Below are 15,382 nucleotides of genomic sequence, written 5' to 3' on the forward strand. Positions count from 1 at the left end.
TGTTCTGAAAGGAGGCGTGGTACGGGCCGAGCAGGCCCTGCCACGTGCGGCCTTTCACGGCCGCATGACTACGGGGTGGGACTTCAGCCCTCGACCGTGATGCCCATGGAGCGGGCGGTGCCGGCGATGATCTTCGACGCGGCGTCCAGGTCGTTGGCGTTGAGGTCGGGCAGCTTGGTCTGGGCGATCTCGCGGACCTGCGCCTCGGTGATCTTGGCGACCTTGGTCTTGTGCGGCTCGCCGGAGCCCTTCTCCACGCCCGCGGCCTTGAGGATCATCTTCGCGGCCGGCGGCGTCTTGGTGACGAAGGTGAAGGAGCGGTCCTCGTAGACCGTGATCTCCACCGGGATCACCCAGCCACGCTGCGACTCGGTCGCGGCGTTGTAGGCCTTGCAGAACTCCATGATGTTCACGCCGTGCTGACCCAGCGCCGGGCCGACCGGGGGGGCCGGGTTCGCCGCACCGGCGTTGATCTGGAGCTTGATGAGCCCCGTGACCTTCTTCTTCTTGGGAGGCATAGCTCTCCGGGTCCTTTCGATTCGGGTCCTGCCCGCATCCGGGGACCACCCGGACGCAGGCATACCGCACAACGATAACGGGTATGGATGCGCGGCCAAAAACCGTGCAGGTCAGGCGAGGCGCGAGCGCCTGCCTGACCTGCACGGAAGCAGTTCGTCCAGAAGGAACTAGTTCTTCTGGATCTGGTCGAAGGAGAGCTCGACCGGCGTCTCGCGGCCGAAGATCTCCACCAGGCCCTTGACCTTCTTCGAGTCGGGGTTGATCTCGTTGATGGTCGCCTGCAGCGTGGCGAACGGGCCGTCGGTGACGGTGACCGAGTCGCCGACCTCGAAGTCCAGCACCTGGACCTCGACCTTGCGCTGCGGGGCGGGCTTGCCCTCGGCCTCGGCGGCCTCGCGGGCGGCCTTCTCCTCGGCCTCCGGGGCGAGCATCTTGACGATCTCGTCCAGGGTCAGCGGGTAGGGGTCGTAGGCGTTGCCGACGAAGCCGGTGACGCCCGGGGTGTTGCGGACGACGCCCCAGGACTCGTTGGTCAGGTCCATGCGGACCAGGACGTAGCCGGGCAGCTTGTTCTGCTTGATCGTCTTGCGGTCGCCGTTCTTGATCTGGACGACCTCTTCCTGCGGCACCTCGGCCTGGAAGATGTAGTCCTCGACGTTCAGCGAGACGGCGCGCTGCTCCAGGTTGGTCTTCACGCGGTTCTCGTAGCCGGCGTAGGTGTGGATGACGTACCACTCGCCGGGCAGGGTGCGCAGCTCCTCGCGGAGGGCCTGGACGGGGTCGACCGGCGCGGCCGGCTCCTCCTCGACGAGCTCCTCCACGGGCTCCTCGGCGCCTTCCTCGGCGTCGTCGTCCTCGACGTGCAGGGCGGCCTCTTCGGCCGGCTCGCCCGCCTCGGCCTCGGCAGCCTCGAACTCGTCCTGCTCGTCCGCGCCCTCGACGATGTCGAGCTCGTCGTCCACCGCCTCGGCAGCCAGCCCGCGGGGCTCAGTGGCGTCGTCGTTCAGGTTCGGGTCAGACACGATGGCTGCTTCTTCCTGGATACATAGGGGTGGAACATGCGAAAACGGGCGCCGGTACCACGGCGCCCTTCGCTCTTGGCTCAGCCGAAGACGTACTTGGCCGCGTGGTTGAGCCCATAGTCAATCACGGTCACCAGGGCGATCATGATGGCGACGAAGAAGATCACCACGGTGGTGTAGGACGTCAGCTGGTTGCGCGAGGGCCAGACGACCTTGCGGAGTTCCGCGATCACCTGGCGGTAGAAGGTGGCGAGGCGCTTGAGCGGGCCCTTCTTGGCGCGCTTGCCGCCCTTGCGGGCCTTCTTCTTGGACTCGGGCACCTCGTCCTGGGCATCAGGCGTGTCGATGGAGCCCACGGCGTCCGTCATAGTCCTCACCTGATCCCGGGTCGTGGCCGTGCCGCGCCCGGTTTCTGAGCCGCACGGCGGTGCATTGCTGTACGTACATGCGCACACATCCTGGCGGTGTGTGTAGCAGGGCCGGAGGGACTTGAACCCCCAACCGCCGGTTTTGGAGACCGGTGCTCTACCAATTGAGCTACGACCCTTTGTGTATGTCCACCAACGTACCGCATCCGACCGGGTGCTCGGTGTGCACCGGCTGCGACGGCGCCGCTGATGGCCAACGAGGTGAGAGTGTACGTGGTCAACGGCCCGGCGTCGAACAGAAAGCGGCGGCCGGGGGCCGGGCCGACGAAGATCGTCCTGGCCGGAGGCCGGATTCGGATCCCTGTTCACGCCTCGACCCTTTGCCGTTCAGTCCGTGAAACCCGTGTGCCGGGGTCATTTCCGGTCTGGAACGATGGACCCCATGAGCGCTGCAACCCCTCCCACCGAGCGCCGGGTCTCCGCCCGAGTCGGCGCGATCTCCGAGTCCGCCACCCTCGCCGTGGACGCCAAGGCCAAGGCCCTGAAGGCCGCCGGGCGTCCGGTGATCGGCTTCGGCGCCGGCGAGCCCGACTTCCCGACCCCGGACTACATCGTCGAGGCGGCCGTCGAGGCGTGCAAGAACCCCAAGTACCACCGCTACACCCCGGCCGGCGGCCTGCCCGAGCTGAAGGCCGCGATCGCCGCGAAGACGCTGCGCGACTCGGGCTGGGAGCCCGACGTCTCCCAGATCCTCGTCACCAACGGCGGCAAGCAGGCCATCTACGAGGCGTTCGCCGCGATCCTCGACCCGGGTGACGAGGTCATCGTCCCGGCCCCGTACTGGACGACGTACCCGGAGTCGATCCGTCTCGCCGGCGGTGTCCCGGTCGAGGTCGTCGCCGACGAGACGACCGGCTACCGGGTCTCGGTCGAGCAGCTGGAGGCGGCGCGCACGAAGAAGACGAAGGTCGTGCTCTTCGTCTCCCCGTCCAACCCGACCGGCGCGGTGTACACCGAGGCCGAGACCGAGGCGATCGGCCGCTGGGCCGTCGAGCACGGCCTGTGGGTGCTCACCGACGAGATCTACGAGCACCTCGTCTACGGCGACGCGTCCGCCGTGTCCCTGCCGGCGCTGCTGCCCGAGCTGCGGGACAAGTGCGTCGTGGTCAACGGCGTGGCCAAGACGTACGCCATGACCGGCTGGCGCGTGGGCTGGGTCATCGGCCCGAAGGACGTCGTCAAGGCCGCGACGAACCTGCAGTCGCACGCCACGTCGAACGTCTCCAACGTGGCCCAGGCGGCCGCTCTGGCCGCCGTCTCCGGCGACCTGGAGGCCGTGGCGAGGATGCGCGAGGCCTTCGACCGGCGCCGCAGGACCATCGTGCGGATGCTCAACGAGATCGACGGCGTGGTCTGCCCCGAGCCCGAGGGCGCGTTCTACGCCTACCCGTCGGTCAAGGGTCTGCTCGGCAAGGAGATCCGCGGCAAGCGCCCGCAGGACACCGTCGAGCTGGCCGCGCTGATCCTGGAGGAGGTCGAGGTCGCCGTCGTCCCGGGCGAGGCCTTCGGCACGCCGGGCTACCTGCGGCTGTCCTACGCGCTCGGCGACGAGGACCTCGTCGAGGGCGTGAGCCGGATCCAGAAGCTGCTGGCGGAGGCGCGGGACTGACGTCCCGTTCCCCCCGCTCCACGCGCGCGTGCGGGCCGTCTCCCTCCCGGGGAGACGGCCCGCTCCTGTGTGCGGGCAAGACCACGTACGGGGAAACGGCTACCGGGACGGCAGGTGCGTACGGCAGGATCTGGGAATGGAGCGCGTACGTGATCTCTCTGAGCTGCCGAAAGCCCATCTGCACCTGCACTTCACCGGCTCGATGCGCCCGGGGACCGTCCTGGAACTGGCCGACAAGTACGGCGTACATCTGCCCGACGCCCTGACGGACGCCCTGACCAGCGGGGAACCGCCGAAGCTCCGGGCCACCGACGAGCGGGGCTGGTTCCGTTTCCAGCGGCTGTACGACGCGGCGCGCTCCTGCCTGCGCGAGCCGGAGGACATCCGGCGGCTGGTCCGGGAGGCCGCCGAGGAGGACCTGGCGGACGGTTCGGGCTGGCTGGAGATCCAGGTGGACCCGACGTCGTACGCGCCCCGCCTGGGCGGGCTGATCCCGGCCCTGGAGATCATTCTGGACGCGGTGGAGACGACGTCCCGCGAGACCGGCCTCGGCATGCGCGTCCTGGTGGCCGCCAACCGCATGAAGCACCCGCTGGACGCGCGCACACTGGCGCGCCTCGCCGTGCGGTACGCGGACCGGGGCGTGGTGGGCTTCGGGCTCTCCAACGACGAGCGGCGGGGCATGGCCCGGGATTTCGACCGGGCCTTCCACATCGCGCGCGAGGGCGGTCTGCTGTCCGCGCCGCACGGCGGCGAGCTGACCGGTCCGGCGTCGGTGCGGGACTGCCTGGACGACCTGCACGCCACCCGGATCGGGCACGGCGTGCGCGCGGCCGAGGACCCGCGGCTGCTGAAGCGGCTGGCCGACCGGGGCGTGACCTGCGAGGTGTGCCCGGCCTCCAACGTGGCGCTGGGCGTGTACGAGAAGCCGGAGGACGTCCCGTTGCGCACACTCTTCGAGGCGGGCGTCCCGCTGGCCCTGGGCGCCGACGACCCGCTGCTGTTCGGCTCCCGGCTGGCCGCCCAGTACGAGATCGCCCGCCGGACCCACGGTTTCACGGACGCCGAGCTCGCGGAGCTGGCACGGCAGTCGGTGCGGGGTTCGGCCGCGCCGCGGGACGTCAAGGAGCGGATGCTGGCGGGCGTGGACGACTGGCTGGCCGGCCCGGCCGACCCGGACGGTGCGCCTAGAGGCTCACGCCGACCGTCACCGGCTCGTTGACCAGGGTGACGCCGAAGGCCTCGCGGACTCCGGCGACCACCTCGCGGGCCAGGGCCAGCAGGTCCTCGGTGGTGGCCTCGCCCCGGTTGGTGAGGGCGAGCGTGTGCTTGGTCGAGATGCGGGCGGGTCCGGTGCCGTAGCCCTTGGTGAAGCCCGCCTTGTCGATCAGCCAGGCCGCGGAGGTCTTGGTGCGGCCCTCCCCCGCCGGGTAGGCGGGCGGCTCGACACCGTCCCCCAGCCGCTCGCGCACGCGCGCGTGGAACGCGGCGAACTGCTCGTCGGTGAGGATCGGGTTGGTGAAGAAGGACCCGGCGGACCAGGTGTCGTGGTCCCCCGCGTCCAGGACCATGCCCTTGCCCGCCCGCAGCTTCAGCACGGTCTGCCGGGCGTCGGCCAGCGGCACCCGGTCGCCCGGCTCGACGCCGAGGGCGCGGGCCGCCTCCGCGTACTTCACCGGGGCGGACAGCCCGCCCGCGTCCTCCAGTCCGAAGCGGACGCGCAGCACGACATAGCGCTCGGGGTCGGCCTTGAAGCGGCTGTGCCGGTACGAGAAGGCGCACTCCGCGTTGGTCAGCGTGACGGTCGCGCCGGCCCGGCGGTCGTAGGCGATCACCTCGGTGACGGTGGCGGAGACCTCCTGGCCGTAGGCGCCCACGTTCTGGATGGGGGTGGCGCCGGCCGAGCCCGGGATGCCGGCCAGGCACTCGATCCCGGCGAGTCCCGCCTCGACGGTGCGGGCGACGGCGTCCGTCCACACCTCGCCGGCCGCCAGCTCCAGCGTCGTGCCGCGCAGTTCGACGCCGCGCGTGGCGATGCGCAGGGCGGTGCCGTCGAAGCCCTTGTCGCCGATGACCAGGTTCGAGCCGCCGCCGATGACCAGCAGCGGGGTGCCGCTGTCGTCGGCCTCGCGGACGGCGGCGATCACCTCGGCATCGGTGCCGGCCGTGACAAGCCGCGTCGCGGGGCCGCCCAGCCGGAAGGTGGTCAGCGGGGCAAGGGGGGCGTCGTGGAGTACCTGCACGGGCCCAAGACTACGAGACGTCTCCGCCGCCCCCGCACGCGCGCACCGCGCTGCCGGGTCTCACCGCCGGGGAGCCCACTGCGCCGCGCCGGACGGTGGACTCCGGGCCGGCGCCCAGGTGCCCGCGCCGGGACAGACGCCGGTCGTCATGCGGGACCGTCGTCCGGGGCCGCCCTCGGCGGCTGCGCGTACCGCGAGCCCGGCCTGCCCTCCGCGGTCTGCCGGTGCGCGCGCGGTCCGCGATCCGGCCGCCGACGGCTCGGCGGGCGCCTGCGGTGGCCTCGCACCCGGCCCCGTCGCGGCCGCGACCGGTCGGTCCCGCACAGCGGCACGCGCGCGTGGCCCCTTCGTCCGGGGCCGCGCGCGCGTGCGGCACTTCTGCACGGAAGGGGTTCCGGTCGGGTCAGGGTGCGGTGGTCTCCAGGACGCGGGCGGGCGCCTGCTCCGTCGGAGCCGTGGCGGTGTTCGCGCGGCGGGCGGGGATCAGCAGGGCCGCGAGCGCTGCGAGGGCGACCACCGCCGAACCGGTGACCAGGGCGGGCCGCAGGCCGTCGACGAAGCTCTGCGCCGACTCGTAGCCGCCCTGCGCCGAGAAGATCGAGGACATGACCGCGATGCCGAGCGCACCGCCCACCTCGCGCAGCGCGTTGTTCGCGCCGGAGGCGATGCCCTGCTCCTGCGGCCGGACGCTGGACATCACCAGGTTGGCGGCGGGGGCGAAGTACAGGGCCATGCCGATGCCGCTGATGATCAGGGCGGGCAGCTGGACGGCGTAGGAGGCGTCGGCGGTGGCCACGCAGGCCATGTAGCCGAGGCCGGCCGCCTGCAGGAACAGGCCCGCGGCGACGACCGGCCGGCCGCCGACGCGGTCGGAGAGGATCCCGGCGACGGGTGCGACGATCATCGGCATACCGGTCCACGGCAGCATCCGCAGGCCCGCCTCGGTGGGCGAGTAGCCGAGCACGCCCTGCATGTACTGGCTGAGCAGGAAGATCGACCCGAACATCCCGACGAACATCAGCAGGCTGGCGGCGTTGATCCCGGAGAAGGCGCGGGAGCGGAACAGCCGCATCGGCAGCATCGGGGCGGCCGCGCGGGAGCCGTACACCACGAAGCCCACGAGCAGCGCTCCGCCCGCGATCAGCGCGGTCAGCACCACGGAGTCGGTCCAGCCGTCGGCCGGCCCGCGGACGAGGCCGTACACGATCCCGAACAGCCCGCCGCTGGCGAGCAGGGTGCCGGGGACGTCGAGCCGGGCGCCGGCGCCGTAGGACTCGGCGAGCCGCAGACGGGCGAGCGGCAGTACGGCCAGGCCGAGCGGAACGTTCAGCCAGAAGATCCAGTGCCAGGAGACGTGCTCGGTGAGGCTGCCGCCGATGAGCGGTCCGGAGGCGACGGCGAGTCCGTTGACGGCACCCCAGATGCCGTACACGGTCCCGCGCCGGGCGGCGGGCACGGCCGCGGTCAGCAGGGTCAGCGTGAGCGGCATCATGACGGCCGCGCCGACGCCTTGGACCGCGCGGGCGGCGATCAGGGAGCCGATTCCGGGCGCCATGGCCGCGGCGGCGGAGGCGCCGGTGAAGACGGCCAGTCCGGCGATGAACAGGCGCCGGCGCCCGAAGCGGTCACCGAGCGCGGCGCCGAACATGAGCAGGACGGCGAAGGTGAGCGTGTAGGCGCTCACGGTCCACTCCAGGTCGTCGAGCGCGCCGCCGAGGTCCTCGCGGATCGCGGGGAGGGCGGTGGTGACGACGAGGTTGTCGAGGGCCGCCATGAATCCGGCGACGCTGGTGATGACGAGGGCCCACACGGCTCCCCCGCGCATGGTGCCGTCCTTCTGTGCGTTCTGCTCTGACATCTCTCCCCCACAGGGTGGTTTCAGTTAGTTATCACTGACTAACTTTTATGCCCATGAAAAGGCGACATCGCCTTCCCCGTCCGCACCTGACGCGCTAGTGCTCCAGGCGGCCATCATTACGGGCCTCCGGGTAGAGCCCCTCCCAGACCCGGTGGCCGGGACCGAAGCCCATGCCCATCAAGCAGTTGATGAGCATCCCGTAGGCCATGAACACGGTCGTCTCCTCGACGTCCGCACCCAGCGCCAGGCCCACGGTGTCCCACAGCCGCATCCAGCCGGCCCGTACGCTCTCGCCGAACTCCCGGTCGCCCTCCTGCTCGGCGGCCGCCACGGCGACGCACATCTGCATCTGCATCATCAGCCGCTCGGGCCGCTCAGCGATGGCCGTGGTGTACGCGTCCGCCATGGCGTGCCGGGCCTCTTCGCCGTGCAGCCCCTTCGACGCTTCCTCGAAGGTCCGGATGGTGTCCTCCACGCAGCGCTCCGCCGCCGCCAGGAAGATCGCCTTCTTGCCCGGGAAGAGCCGGAAGAGATACGGCTGTGAGACGCCGACCCGTCTGGCGATCGCCTCGGTGGACGTGCCGTGGTAGCCACCGCGCGCGAACTCCGTGGTCGCCGCGCGGATGACACTCTCGCGCCGCTCCTCTGCGCTCATCCTGACCATGCGCTCAAGTTAGTACTCAATCACTAACTTGGTCAAGGGGCGCTTGTGTGCCCACGCCGCCGCGGGACGGGTAAGGGGCGCCCCCCTGGGAGGACACCCCTTACCCACACACGTTTCGTCCGGTGTCAGGCCAGCCGTACGACCGCCCGGGACATGCCCAGCACCTTCTGGCCGCCGCTGGTCGCCGTCAGGTCGACGCGGACGGTGTTGTCGTCCAGCTTGGCTGCCACCTTGCCGCTGACCTCGATGAGAGCGCCCTGGTCGTCGTTGGGGACGACGACCGGCTTGGTGAAGCGGACGCCGTACTCCACGACCGCACCGGGGTCGCCGAGCCAGTCGGTGACCACCCGGATCGCCTCGGCCATGGTGAACATGCCGTGCGCGATGACGTCCGGGAGGCCCACCTCCTTGGCGAACCTCTCGTTCCAGTGGATCGGGTTGAAGTCCCCGGAAGCGCCCGCGTAGCGCACGAGCGTGGCACGGGTCACGGGAAAGCTCTGCGCCGGCAGCTCGGTGCCGACCTCGACCTCGTCGTACGCGATCTTCGCCGTCATCAGGTCCTCACGCCTCCCCGGCCGCGCGGGCCACGAGCTTCGTCCACGCGGTCACGACGTGCTCGCCGGCCTCGTCGTGCACCTCGCCGCGGATGTCCAGGATGTCGTTGCCCGCCATGGACTTGATCGCCTCGATGGTGGAGGTGACCGTCAGCCGGTCGCCGGACCGGACCGGGCGGCGGTACGCGAACTTCTGGTCCCCGTGCACCACGCGGCTGTAGTCCAACCCGAGCTGCGGGTCCTCGATGACCTGCCCGGCGGCCCGGAAGGTGATGGAGAACACGAAGGTCGGCGGGGCGATCACGTCGGGGTGACCGAGCGCCTTCGCGGCCTCCGGGTCCGTGTACGCCGGGTTGGCCTCCCCCACCGCCTCGGCGAACTCGCGGATCTTCTCCCGGCCCACCTCGTAGGGCGCGGTGGGCGGGTAGGTCCGTCCCACGAAGGACTGGTCGAGCGCCATGGCCCGGCACCTCCTGAAGTCTGCTGTGATGGCCCCAAACTAGCCGGAACCAGCCGCGCGATGTGCGCCTGGGCGAACCGGCGGGCGGGGCGGGTGATCGCGGGGCCGGCGGACAGGTGGATCGCCGCGCGCGGGTGCCCAAACGCCGTGAGGCCGCCCCCTCGGAAGGGGACGGCCTCACGGACGAGCCTTGTTATCGCGTTTCGCGGTGCGCGGTGTGCGCGTTGCAACGCGGGCAGTGCTTCTTCATCTCAAGACGGTCCGGGTTGTTACGCCGGTTCTTCTTGGTGATGTAGTTCCGCTCCTTGCACTCCACGCAGGCCAGCGTGATCTTCGGGCGGACGTCGGTGGCAGCCACGTGAGTGCTCCTAAGACGAACGGATGGGCTAATTCAACGCAAGAAAGAGTAGCCGATCGAAGGACCGACCCCGCAATCGGCTACTGTCAGTAGCGGTGACCGGACTTGAACCGGTGACACAGCGATTATGAGCCGCTTGCTCTACCGACTGAGCTACACCGCTGCGATGCGATCAGTCCCGCCTTTCGGCGGGAACCTCTCACACCAGAGCCCCAAAACGGAATCGAACCGTTGACCTTCTCCTTACCATGGAGACGCTCTGCCGACTGAGCTATTGGGGCGAGCGATGAAGACATTACACGGTCCGCCGCCGTTCGCCCAAATCCGTATCCGGCCGCCCGGCGGGGCCCCTTCCCGAGCGTTCTCCGCCACCTCCCGGGCACCGGCGGCGCGGGCCGCCGACGGCCCGGAGGGGGATGCGCCCACGCGCGCGTGAGTGACGTTCGTGCACCGTCCGGGGGACGCACCGCCCGGGAGGGGCGGACGGGCCACGCCGGTACGACTATTGCGTCGCTGCGCGCCCTGTGCGGCTCGCCACCCTAGGCTCGACCCACTGTGCGTGATCTTGGGTGTCCCGGTCGCGACGTTCCACGGATCCCCGGTTCCTCAGGTTCCCCACGTCCTCACGCCGGTCCGCCCGGAGGCGCCGGCCCCGACCCTGGAGCGCGATGCCCGACAGCCAGCCGCAGCCGCAACCGCCGTCGAACCCGCCGGGGTCCTCCCCGGCCTCCGTGCTGCTGTGCGGGGCGCGGCTCACCGACGGCCGGACCGTGGACGTACGGCTGGGCGGCGGGCGCATCGAGGCGGTGGGCACGGTCGGCAGTCTCGCGCCCGGTCCCGCCCGGACGGTGGCCACCCGCGTGGACCTGCGCGGCTACCTGCTGCTGCCCGCGCCCGCCGAACCGCACGCCCATGGCGACACCGCCCTGACCGCCGAGGTCCCCGGCCCGGTGTCGTACGCCCCCGATGACGTCCAGCGCCGGGCGACGGAGGCGGCCCTGCTTCAGCTCGGGCACGGGGCGACGGCGGTACGCGCGCACGTGCGCGTGGGCGACGTCCAGGGACTCGGCGCCCTGGGCGCGGTCCTGCAGGCGCGGCGGTCGCTGCGGGAGCTGGCGGAGCTGACGACGGTGGCGATGCCGCGGCTGCTGACCGGGGTCGCCGGGGCCGACGGGCTGGCGATGCTGCGCGACGCCGTGAAGATGGGCGCCTCCGTGGTCGGCGGCTGCCCCGACCTGGATCCCGACCCGACGGGCTACGTGGAGGCCGTCCTGGAGGTGGCCTCCGAGCACGGCTGCCCGGTGGACCTGCACACGGACGCCGCCGACCCGGCACGGCTGTCCCGGCTCGCGGCCATGGCGGGGGGCCTGCGTCCCGGCGTGACGATCGGGCCGTGCGCGGCTCTGACGCGGTTCCCCGCCGAGGCCGTCGGCCGCGTCGCGGACCAGCTCGCCGCGGCGGGCGTGACGGTGGTGTGCCTGCCCCAGGGCGGCTGCGGCGGCACGGACCGTCAGGGCACGGCTCCCGTACGGCTCCTGCGCGCGGCCGGGGTCAGGGTGGCGGCCGGCAGCGGCGCCCTGCGGGACGTCTCCAACCCCGTCGGCCGCGGCGACCCGCTGGAGGCGGCCTACCTGCTCGCCTCCGCGCACGGCCTGCGTCCCGAGGACGCCTACGACGCCGTGAGCGCCGCGGCCCGCGCGGTGCTGGGACTGCCGGAGGTGCGCGTGGAGGCGGGCTTCCCGGCGGAGCTCCTCGCCGTGCGCGGCGACCGGCTGGCGGGCGCGCTCTCCCTGGCCTACAGCCGGATCGTGGTGCACCGGGGCCGGGTGGTGGCACGCACCAGCGCGGTCCGCGAGTACTGCAACTCGGCGGTGGCCGCGGAACTCGGGCTGCCGCGGCAGGGACGGGGCGAACTGTCGTGAGGGCGCCCGGAGCGGGCCGCTCGGCGGGATGAGCCCGGAGGACCCCGTCCGCCGCACCGTCCGAGCCGCACCGCCCGCCGCACCGTCCGGCCTGTGCGGCGGACGGGGCCCGTCGGGCGTACGGTCGGATTCATGCGCATTGTCATTGCTGGTGGTCATGGTCAGATCGCGCTGCGGCTGGAGCGTCTGCTCTCCGCGCGCGGGGACGAGGTCGCGGGCATCATCCGCAAGGCCGAGCAGGGCGACGATCTGCGCGCGGCCGGCGCCGAACCGGTCCTCCTCGACCTGGAGTCCGCCTCGGTGGAGGAGGTCGCGGCGCACCTGCAGGGTGCCGACGCGGCGGTCTTCGCTGCCGGTGCGGGCCCGGGCAGTGGCACGGGCCGCAAGGAGACGGTGGACAAGGGCGCGGCGGTGCTGTTCGCGAAAGCGGCCGTACGCGCGCGCGTGCGCCGCTTCGTGGTGGTGTCCTCGATGGGCGCGGATCCCGCGCACGAGGGTGACGACGTCTTCGACGTGTACCTGCGGGCCAAGGGTGAGGCCGACGCGTTCGTCACCCAACAGGAGGGGCTGGACTGGACGATCCTGCGCCCCGGTGCGCTCACGGACGACGCCGGTACCGGTCTGGTCCGGCTGGAGGCGCACACCGGGCGGGGCCCGGTCCCCCGGGACGACGTGGCGGCCGTCCTCGCCGAGCTGGTGGACACGTCGGCGACGGCCGGTCTGACGCTGGAACTGATCGGCGGGTCCACCCCGGTGTCGGTCGCGGTGAAGTCGGTGGCCGGCAACTGAGTCCGGCCGCCGGCGCCGTCGAAGGACTGTGACTGTCAGGACTCAGAACAGAGGAAGCTGTCCGGGGAAGTCCGGCACGGCGTATCCGTCCAACGCCGGCTGGACGGCTCCGAGTTGTGCCGGCCTGCGCGACCCTGCGCAGGAGACCAGTTCTTCGCTCCCCCGTGTCCCGGGCGGATCGTGGCGCGCGAAGCGGCCCGCGACGACGGCGATGTCGCGGTGGCACACAGGGCAGGTTCTGCGGCGGGAGGACATGCCGCCAGTGTGCCCGGACCGGGGACCACCGGGGCACGGTGGCCGTCAGCGCCGCGAAGGGACAGTGGCCGTCAGGTCCGGGTCTCGGCCTCCCACCGGTCCGGGCCCACCCCGCGCCAGTCGATCAGGGGCGAGTCCGCCACCTGTTCCGGTTCGATCTCCAGCCCGGCACGGCGCAGGAACTCCACGAGGTCCCGCACGCTGTGCGCGAGCCCCAGGATCTCGCCGTCCACCCGGACGCGGCGGCCGCCGGTCGGGGACGGCAGTTGCACGACGATGGGTCGCTTCCCGGCCATGGCTCCAGCATCGTCCGGACCGCCCGCACCCGCACCCGGGCCGGTCATTCGAGGATCCCCAGCACGGTGTCCGGCCGGCATAGGGGGCATGCGGCGACGCCTTCTTCGGTGAGCGCGCGCACCGCCTGACTCCGGCCGACGCCCTTCGACCGGCCACCCGCGCTCGAACAGCCGCCGACATGGACGTACAGGGCGCTGCGGCCGTTCAGCCCGTGCTCGATCAGCCACTCCGGCGCCGTCCGCCGGACGGCGAGACGGTGCTGTCGCCCGGCCTCGCGCCGCTCCTCGTCCGCGATCCACCGGTCGATCAGCGCAAGCTGGCGCTCGGTCTGGCCTTCGACGACGCGGCGCGCGAAGCGCAGCATGTCGAGACGCGTCAGCGGACGGTCATCGTTCACACGTTCGATTCTAGTGAGGCGACCGCCCGAGTGCGAAGGCGGCCTCCGCGGACGACGGGGGCCGGTGCGGCGGCGCGAGGATCCGGACCCGGGAAGGCGGCCTCGCCCGTCGGCACGTCGGGCGTGCGGTCACCTGCGACGTCGGGCGTGCGGTCACCTGCGGTTCTCTGCGTCAACTGAGCGATTCGGCCGGCGCCGGAGGCTCCCCGATGTCCTCCGCCCAGACCTCCGGAAAGCGTTTCTGGAACTCGGCCATGAGGTCCTTGCAGCGCGAGTCGTCAAGGAGAACCACCTCTACGCCACGCTCCGCGAAAACGCTCAGGTCGCCCGCGAAAGTCGTCGCCTCGCCGACGACGAGTCGCTTGATTCCGAACAGAAGAATCGCGCCCGTGCACATTTCACACGGAGACAGGGTCGTGTACAGCGTGGCACCTTCGTAGGACGCCAATCGACCGGCGTTTCGAAGACACGCCATCTCCCCATGGGCGATGGGGTCGTTTCGCTGCACCCGCTCATTGCGTCCTACGGAAACGAGGCGGCCGTCAAGCTGAAGGGCCGCGCCGACGGGAACACCACCCGCATCCAGCCCCTTCCGGGCTTCGGCCAACGCAGCTTCGAAACAATCCCTGTCCACCGTTGAGAGAGTCACCCGCGCAGCATACGCCGGAAGTGTTCACAGGTCGATACCGCGCACTCTCATCGAGGGAACCCACCTCTGCGGTTTTCAGGAGATTCTTCTTTCCAGCACCACCCCGAGCAGAAGCATGACCGCCGCCAGCTGCGCGATCACCCAGGAGATGCGGTAGTTCATCGTCCTCCTGTTGCGCACGCGCAGGAGATTGAGGAAGAGATCTTCGGAGTTCTCCAACTCGCCGGTGTCCGTCCAGTGCACCCATACGACACTCAGGCACAGCGCGGAAGAAATGACACCTATGGCGAGGGATGCGAACACCAGCGCGCTTCCCGCGGTGACGTCATGGGAGAACAGCGACAACGTGATCGAACTGGCGGCTATGAGGATTCCGTCATAGGAGAGGAGAGCCTGCGCCTTACCGTCCAGCACACTGAGGCAGGCGTAAAGGTAGTCGTGCTCGAAGGCGTCGTCACTCTGTGGCTGCAGCGCGCGAATCGCTTCGAGATGCCGCGCCCCGTCCTCATCCCCCCGATATACGCCCTCAAACAGCCAGGAAAATAAATCACCCGAAGCAGCCAACTTTCCCCCCGCCTGCCGTTCGCCCCCACGAGCGGTGCGACCTGAGCGCCGCGGGAAGCAGGATAAGGGCACGCACCTGTTGATCGGTAGGGATTCGAGCGAGTCGGCAACACGTTTTACCCACCCCGAGGAATCACTATTTCCTCAGTGACCACAGGCCGCCCCGGCTTCTGCCGCGCCGCGAGGGGGGCGACCCGTCACGCTTCCAACCGTCCTCCCCGTCCTCCCCGTCCTCCCCACCCTGCCAGGAACAATTTTTCGCGCGGCGTGCAACCCGCCGTGAGCCTTCGGGAGTACCTACGTGCGGACGTCCAAGCCGCGGCCACCGCTCCTGGTGGTCGCGACGGGCCGGCCGCGCGGGCCCAGCGCGCCGGCCGTCGAGGACCGCCCGGCACGGTGCCGGGCGGCAGCTCAGAAGGAGAAATTGCTCCGTGGCTCTCACTTTTGCCAGGAAGGCAGCCATGGCGGCCGCCGCGGCGGCCGCGCTCGCAGGGGTCTCGTTCGGCGCCTCCGTGAGCGAGGCGGCGCCGGGCCCGGCCGCCCACCGGGCGTCCGCGCCCGTCTCCGTCGCCGCCAAGCGGTCCGCCTCCACGCACCGGCAGGCGCCGAAGGTGGTCACGCAGGTGATCGGCGAGGGCCGGATGGACGGGCATCGGTGGTCGGTGGCACTGGAGTTCCACCCGACGCTGCCGAAGGGCTACACCCTGCCCAAGTTCCCCGACGGCACCACCGCACGCGGCACCTCGCTGCTGTGCCAGCGCATGTACATCGGCGGCGTCCGCATCGACCACCAG

19 protein-coding genes and 3 tRNA genes are annotated in these 15,382 nt (G+C 71.1%); 5 read left to right on the forward strand and 17 right to left on the reverse strand.

Annotated features, from left to right (window positions below; all coding sequences use genetic code 11):
* Positions 1-83: 83 nt before the first annotated feature.
* The 4 genes from rplK to IE177_RS30995 all read right to left on the reverse strand — a co-directional run bounded on the left by rplK (position 84) and on the right by IE177_RS30995 (position 2,088).
* On the reverse strand, positions 84-518 hold the full coding sequence (rplK, locus tag IE177_RS30980) for a 50S ribosomal protein L11 (RefSeq protein WP_037858373.1): 435 nt from the start codon (positions 516-518) through the stop codon (positions 84-86).
* A 168-nt stretch (positions 519-686) separates the two neighbouring features.
* Positions 687-1,541 carry a transcription termination/antitermination protein NusG gene (nusG, locus tag IE177_RS30985; protein ID WP_190018773.1) on the reverse strand — a complete coding sequence of 285 codons (855 nt, stop codon included), beginning with the start codon at positions 1,539-1,541 and terminating at the stop codon, positions 687-689.
* Positions 1,542-1,621: 80 nt separating this feature from the next.
* Positions 1,622-1,909, reverse strand: a complete 288-nt coding sequence (gene secE / locus IE177_RS30990) for a preprotein translocase subunit SecE (RefSeq protein ID WP_190018774.1) — start codon at positions 1,907-1,909, stop codon at positions 1,622-1,624.
* 106 nt (positions 1,910-2,015) lie between these two features.
* Positions 2,016-2,088, reverse strand: a tRNA-Trp gene (locus IE177_RS30995).
* A gap of 263 nt (positions 2,089-2,351) precedes the next feature.
* Here IE177_RS30995 and IE177_RS31000 point away from each other — a divergent pair.
* Both IE177_RS31000 and IE177_RS31005 read left to right on the forward strand, forming a co-directional pair.
* The gene (locus IE177_RS31000; RefSeq protein ID WP_190018775.1) at positions 2,352-3,578 is read left to right on the forward strand and encodes a pyridoxal phosphate-dependent aminotransferase; all 1,227 of its coding nucleotides are present in this window, start codon (positions 2,352-2,354) and stop codon (positions 3,576-3,578) included.
* Between the two features lie 136 nt (positions 3,579-3,714).
* The gene (locus tag IE177_RS31005; protein WP_190018776.1) at positions 3,715-4,800 is read left to right on the forward strand and encodes an adenosine deaminase; all 1,086 of its coding nucleotides are present in this window, start codon (positions 3,715-3,717) and stop codon (positions 4,798-4,800) included.
* On the opposite strand, the gene IE177_RS31010 is transcribed toward IE177_RS31005, so the two are convergent.
* The 8 genes from IE177_RS31010 to IE177_RS31045 all read right to left on the reverse strand — a co-directional run bounded on the left by IE177_RS31010 (position 4,766) and on the right by IE177_RS31045 (position 9,996).
* Positions 4,766-5,821, reverse strand: coding sequence for a UDP-N-acetylmuramate dehydrogenase (locus IE177_RS31010; protein ID WP_190018777.1), 1,056 nt, complete (start codon positions 5,819-5,821; stop codon positions 4,766-4,768). The genes IE177_RS31005 and IE177_RS31010 overlap by 35 nt on opposite strands.
* Before the next feature lie 403 nt (positions 5,822-6,224).
* The gene (locus tag IE177_RS31015) at positions 6,225-7,679 is read right to left on the reverse strand and encodes a DHA2 family efflux MFS transporter permease subunit (protein WP_190018778.1); all 1,455 of its coding nucleotides are present in this window, start codon (positions 7,677-7,679) and stop codon (positions 6,225-6,227) included.
* 94 nt (positions 7,680-7,773) lie between these two features.
* Positions 7,774-8,343 carry a TetR/AcrR family transcriptional regulator gene (locus IE177_RS31020; RefSeq protein WP_190018779.1) on the reverse strand — a complete coding sequence of 190 codons (570 nt, stop codon included), beginning with the start codon at positions 8,341-8,343 and terminating at the stop codon, positions 7,774-7,776.
* Positions 8,344-8,468: 125 nt separating this feature from the next.
* Positions 8,469-8,897, reverse strand: a complete 429-nt coding sequence (locus IE177_RS31025) for a MaoC family dehydratase (protein ID WP_190018780.1) — start codon at positions 8,895-8,897, stop codon at positions 8,469-8,471.
* Positions 8,898-8,904: 7 nt separating this feature from the next.
* Entirely contained in the window at positions 8,905-9,357 is a 453-nt protein-coding gene (locus IE177_RS31030; protein ID WP_190018781.1) for a MaoC family dehydratase N-terminal domain-containing protein, read from the reverse strand.
* Between the two features lie 193 nt (positions 9,358-9,550).
* Positions 9,551-9,715 carry a 50S ribosomal protein L33 gene (gene rpmG, locus IE177_RS31035; RefSeq protein WP_003948671.1) on the reverse strand — a complete coding sequence of 55 codons (165 nt, stop codon included), beginning with the start codon at positions 9,713-9,715 and terminating at the stop codon, positions 9,551-9,553.
* A gap of 90 nt (positions 9,716-9,805) precedes the next feature.
* A tRNA-Met gene (locus tag IE177_RS31040) sits at positions 9,806-9,878 on the reverse strand.
* Between the two features lie 45 nt (positions 9,879-9,923).
* Positions 9,924-9,996 (reverse strand) — tRNA-Thr (locus IE177_RS31045).
* 387 nt (positions 9,997-10,383) lie between these two features.
* On the opposite strand from IE177_RS31045, the gene IE177_RS31050 reads away from it, so the two are divergent.
* Complete coding sequence (locus IE177_RS31050; RefSeq protein WP_190018782.1) at positions 10,384-11,637, forward strand: amidohydrolase family protein; 1,254 nt, start codon at positions 10,384-10,386, stop codon at positions 11,635-11,637.
* Between the two features lie 132 nt (positions 11,638-11,769).
* A complete protein-coding gene (locus IE177_RS31055) occupies positions 11,770-12,426 on the forward strand; it encodes an NAD(P)H-binding protein (RefSeq protein WP_190018783.1) in 657 nt (218 codons plus the stop codon).
* Positions 12,427-12,468: 42 nt separating this feature from the next.
* On the opposite strand, the gene IE177_RS35295 is transcribed toward IE177_RS31055, so the two are convergent.
* From IE177_RS35295 to IE177_RS31075, 5 genes are all read right to left on the reverse strand, one after another.
* A complete protein-coding gene (locus tag IE177_RS35295; protein WP_229816344.1) occupies positions 12,469-12,681 on the reverse strand; it encodes a hypothetical protein in 213 nt (70 codons plus the stop codon).
* A 71-nt stretch (positions 12,682-12,752) separates the two neighbouring features.
* Positions 12,753-12,977, reverse strand: a complete 225-nt coding sequence (locus IE177_RS31060) for a hypothetical protein (protein ID WP_190018784.1) — start codon at positions 12,975-12,977, stop codon at positions 12,753-12,755.
* Between the two features lie 44 nt (positions 12,978-13,021).
* Positions 13,022-13,375, reverse strand: a complete 354-nt coding sequence (locus tag IE177_RS31065; RefSeq protein ID WP_190018785.1) for a DUF6233 domain-containing protein — start codon at positions 13,373-13,375, stop codon at positions 13,022-13,024.
* A gap of 172 nt (positions 13,376-13,547) precedes the next feature.
* Positions 13,548-14,024 carry a nucleoside deaminase gene (locus IE177_RS31070; protein WP_229816345.1) on the reverse strand — a complete coding sequence of 159 codons (477 nt, stop codon included), beginning with the start codon at positions 14,022-14,024 and terminating at the stop codon, positions 13,548-13,550.
* Between the two features lie 75 nt (positions 14,025-14,099).
* Complete coding sequence (locus tag IE177_RS31075; protein WP_190018786.1) at positions 14,100-14,588, reverse strand: hypothetical protein; 489 nt, start codon at positions 14,586-14,588, stop codon at positions 14,100-14,102.
* Positions 14,589-15,019: 431 nt separating this feature from the next.
* On the opposite strand from IE177_RS31075, the gene IE177_RS31080 reads away from it, so the two are divergent.
* Positions 15,020-15,382 (forward strand): hypothetical protein (locus IE177_RS31080; protein WP_190018787.1); only part of this gene is annotated, 363 nt, incomplete at its 3' end.

Source organism: Streptomyces lucensis JCM 4490, assembly GCF_014650035.1.
GTDB classification, from domain to species: Bacteria; Actinomycetota; Actinomycetes; order Streptomycetales; family Streptomycetaceae; genus Streptomyces; species Streptomyces lucensis.

Bases quoted from the DNA above. Each gene is read 5' to 3' on its own strand.
- rplK (WP_037858373.1), bottom strand. From the start codon at position 518: ATGCCTCCCAAGAAGAAGAAGGTCACGGGGCTCATCAAGCTCCAGATC.
- secE (WP_190018774.1), bottom strand. From the start codon at position 1,909: ATGACGGACGCCGTGGGCTCCATCGACACGCCTGATGCCCAGGACGAG.
- IE177_RS31000 (WP_190018775.1), top strand. From the start codon at position 2,352: ATGAGCGCTGCAACCCCTCCCACCGAGCGCCGGGTCTCCGCCCGAGTC.
- IE177_RS31005 (WP_190018776.1), top strand. From the start codon at position 3,715: ATGGAGCGCGTACGTGATCTCTCTGAGCTGCCGAAAGCCCATCTGCAC.
- IE177_RS31015 (WP_190018778.1), bottom strand. From the start codon at position 7,679: ATGTCAGAGCAGAACGCACAGAAGGACGGCACCATGCGCGGGGGAGCC.
- IE177_RS31020 (WP_190018779.1), bottom strand. From the start codon at position 8,343: ATGGTCAGGATGAGCGCAGAGGAGCGGCGCGAGAGTGTCATCCGCGCG.
- IE177_RS31025 (WP_190018780.1), bottom strand. From the start codon at position 8,897: ATGACGGCGAAGATCGCGTACGACGAGGTCGAGGTCGGCACCGAGCTG.
- IE177_RS31030 (WP_190018781.1), bottom strand. From the start codon at position 9,357: ATGGCGCTCGACCAGTCCTTCGTGGGACGGACCTACCCGCCCACCGCG.
- IE177_RS31050 (WP_190018782.1), top strand. From the start codon at position 10,384: ATGCCCGACAGCCAGCCGCAGCCGCAACCGCCGTCGAACCCGCCGGGG.
- IE177_RS31055 (WP_190018783.1), top strand. From the start codon at position 11,770: ATGCGCATTGTCATTGCTGGTGGTCATGGTCAGATCGCGCTGCGGCTG.
- IE177_RS35295 (WP_229816344.1), bottom strand. From the start codon at position 12,681: ATGTCCTCCCGCCGCAGAACCTGCCCTGTGTGCCACCGCGACATCGCC.
- IE177_RS31060 (WP_190018784.1), bottom strand. From the start codon at position 12,977: ATGGCCGGGAAGCGACCCATCGTCGTGCAACTGCCGTCCCCGACCGGC.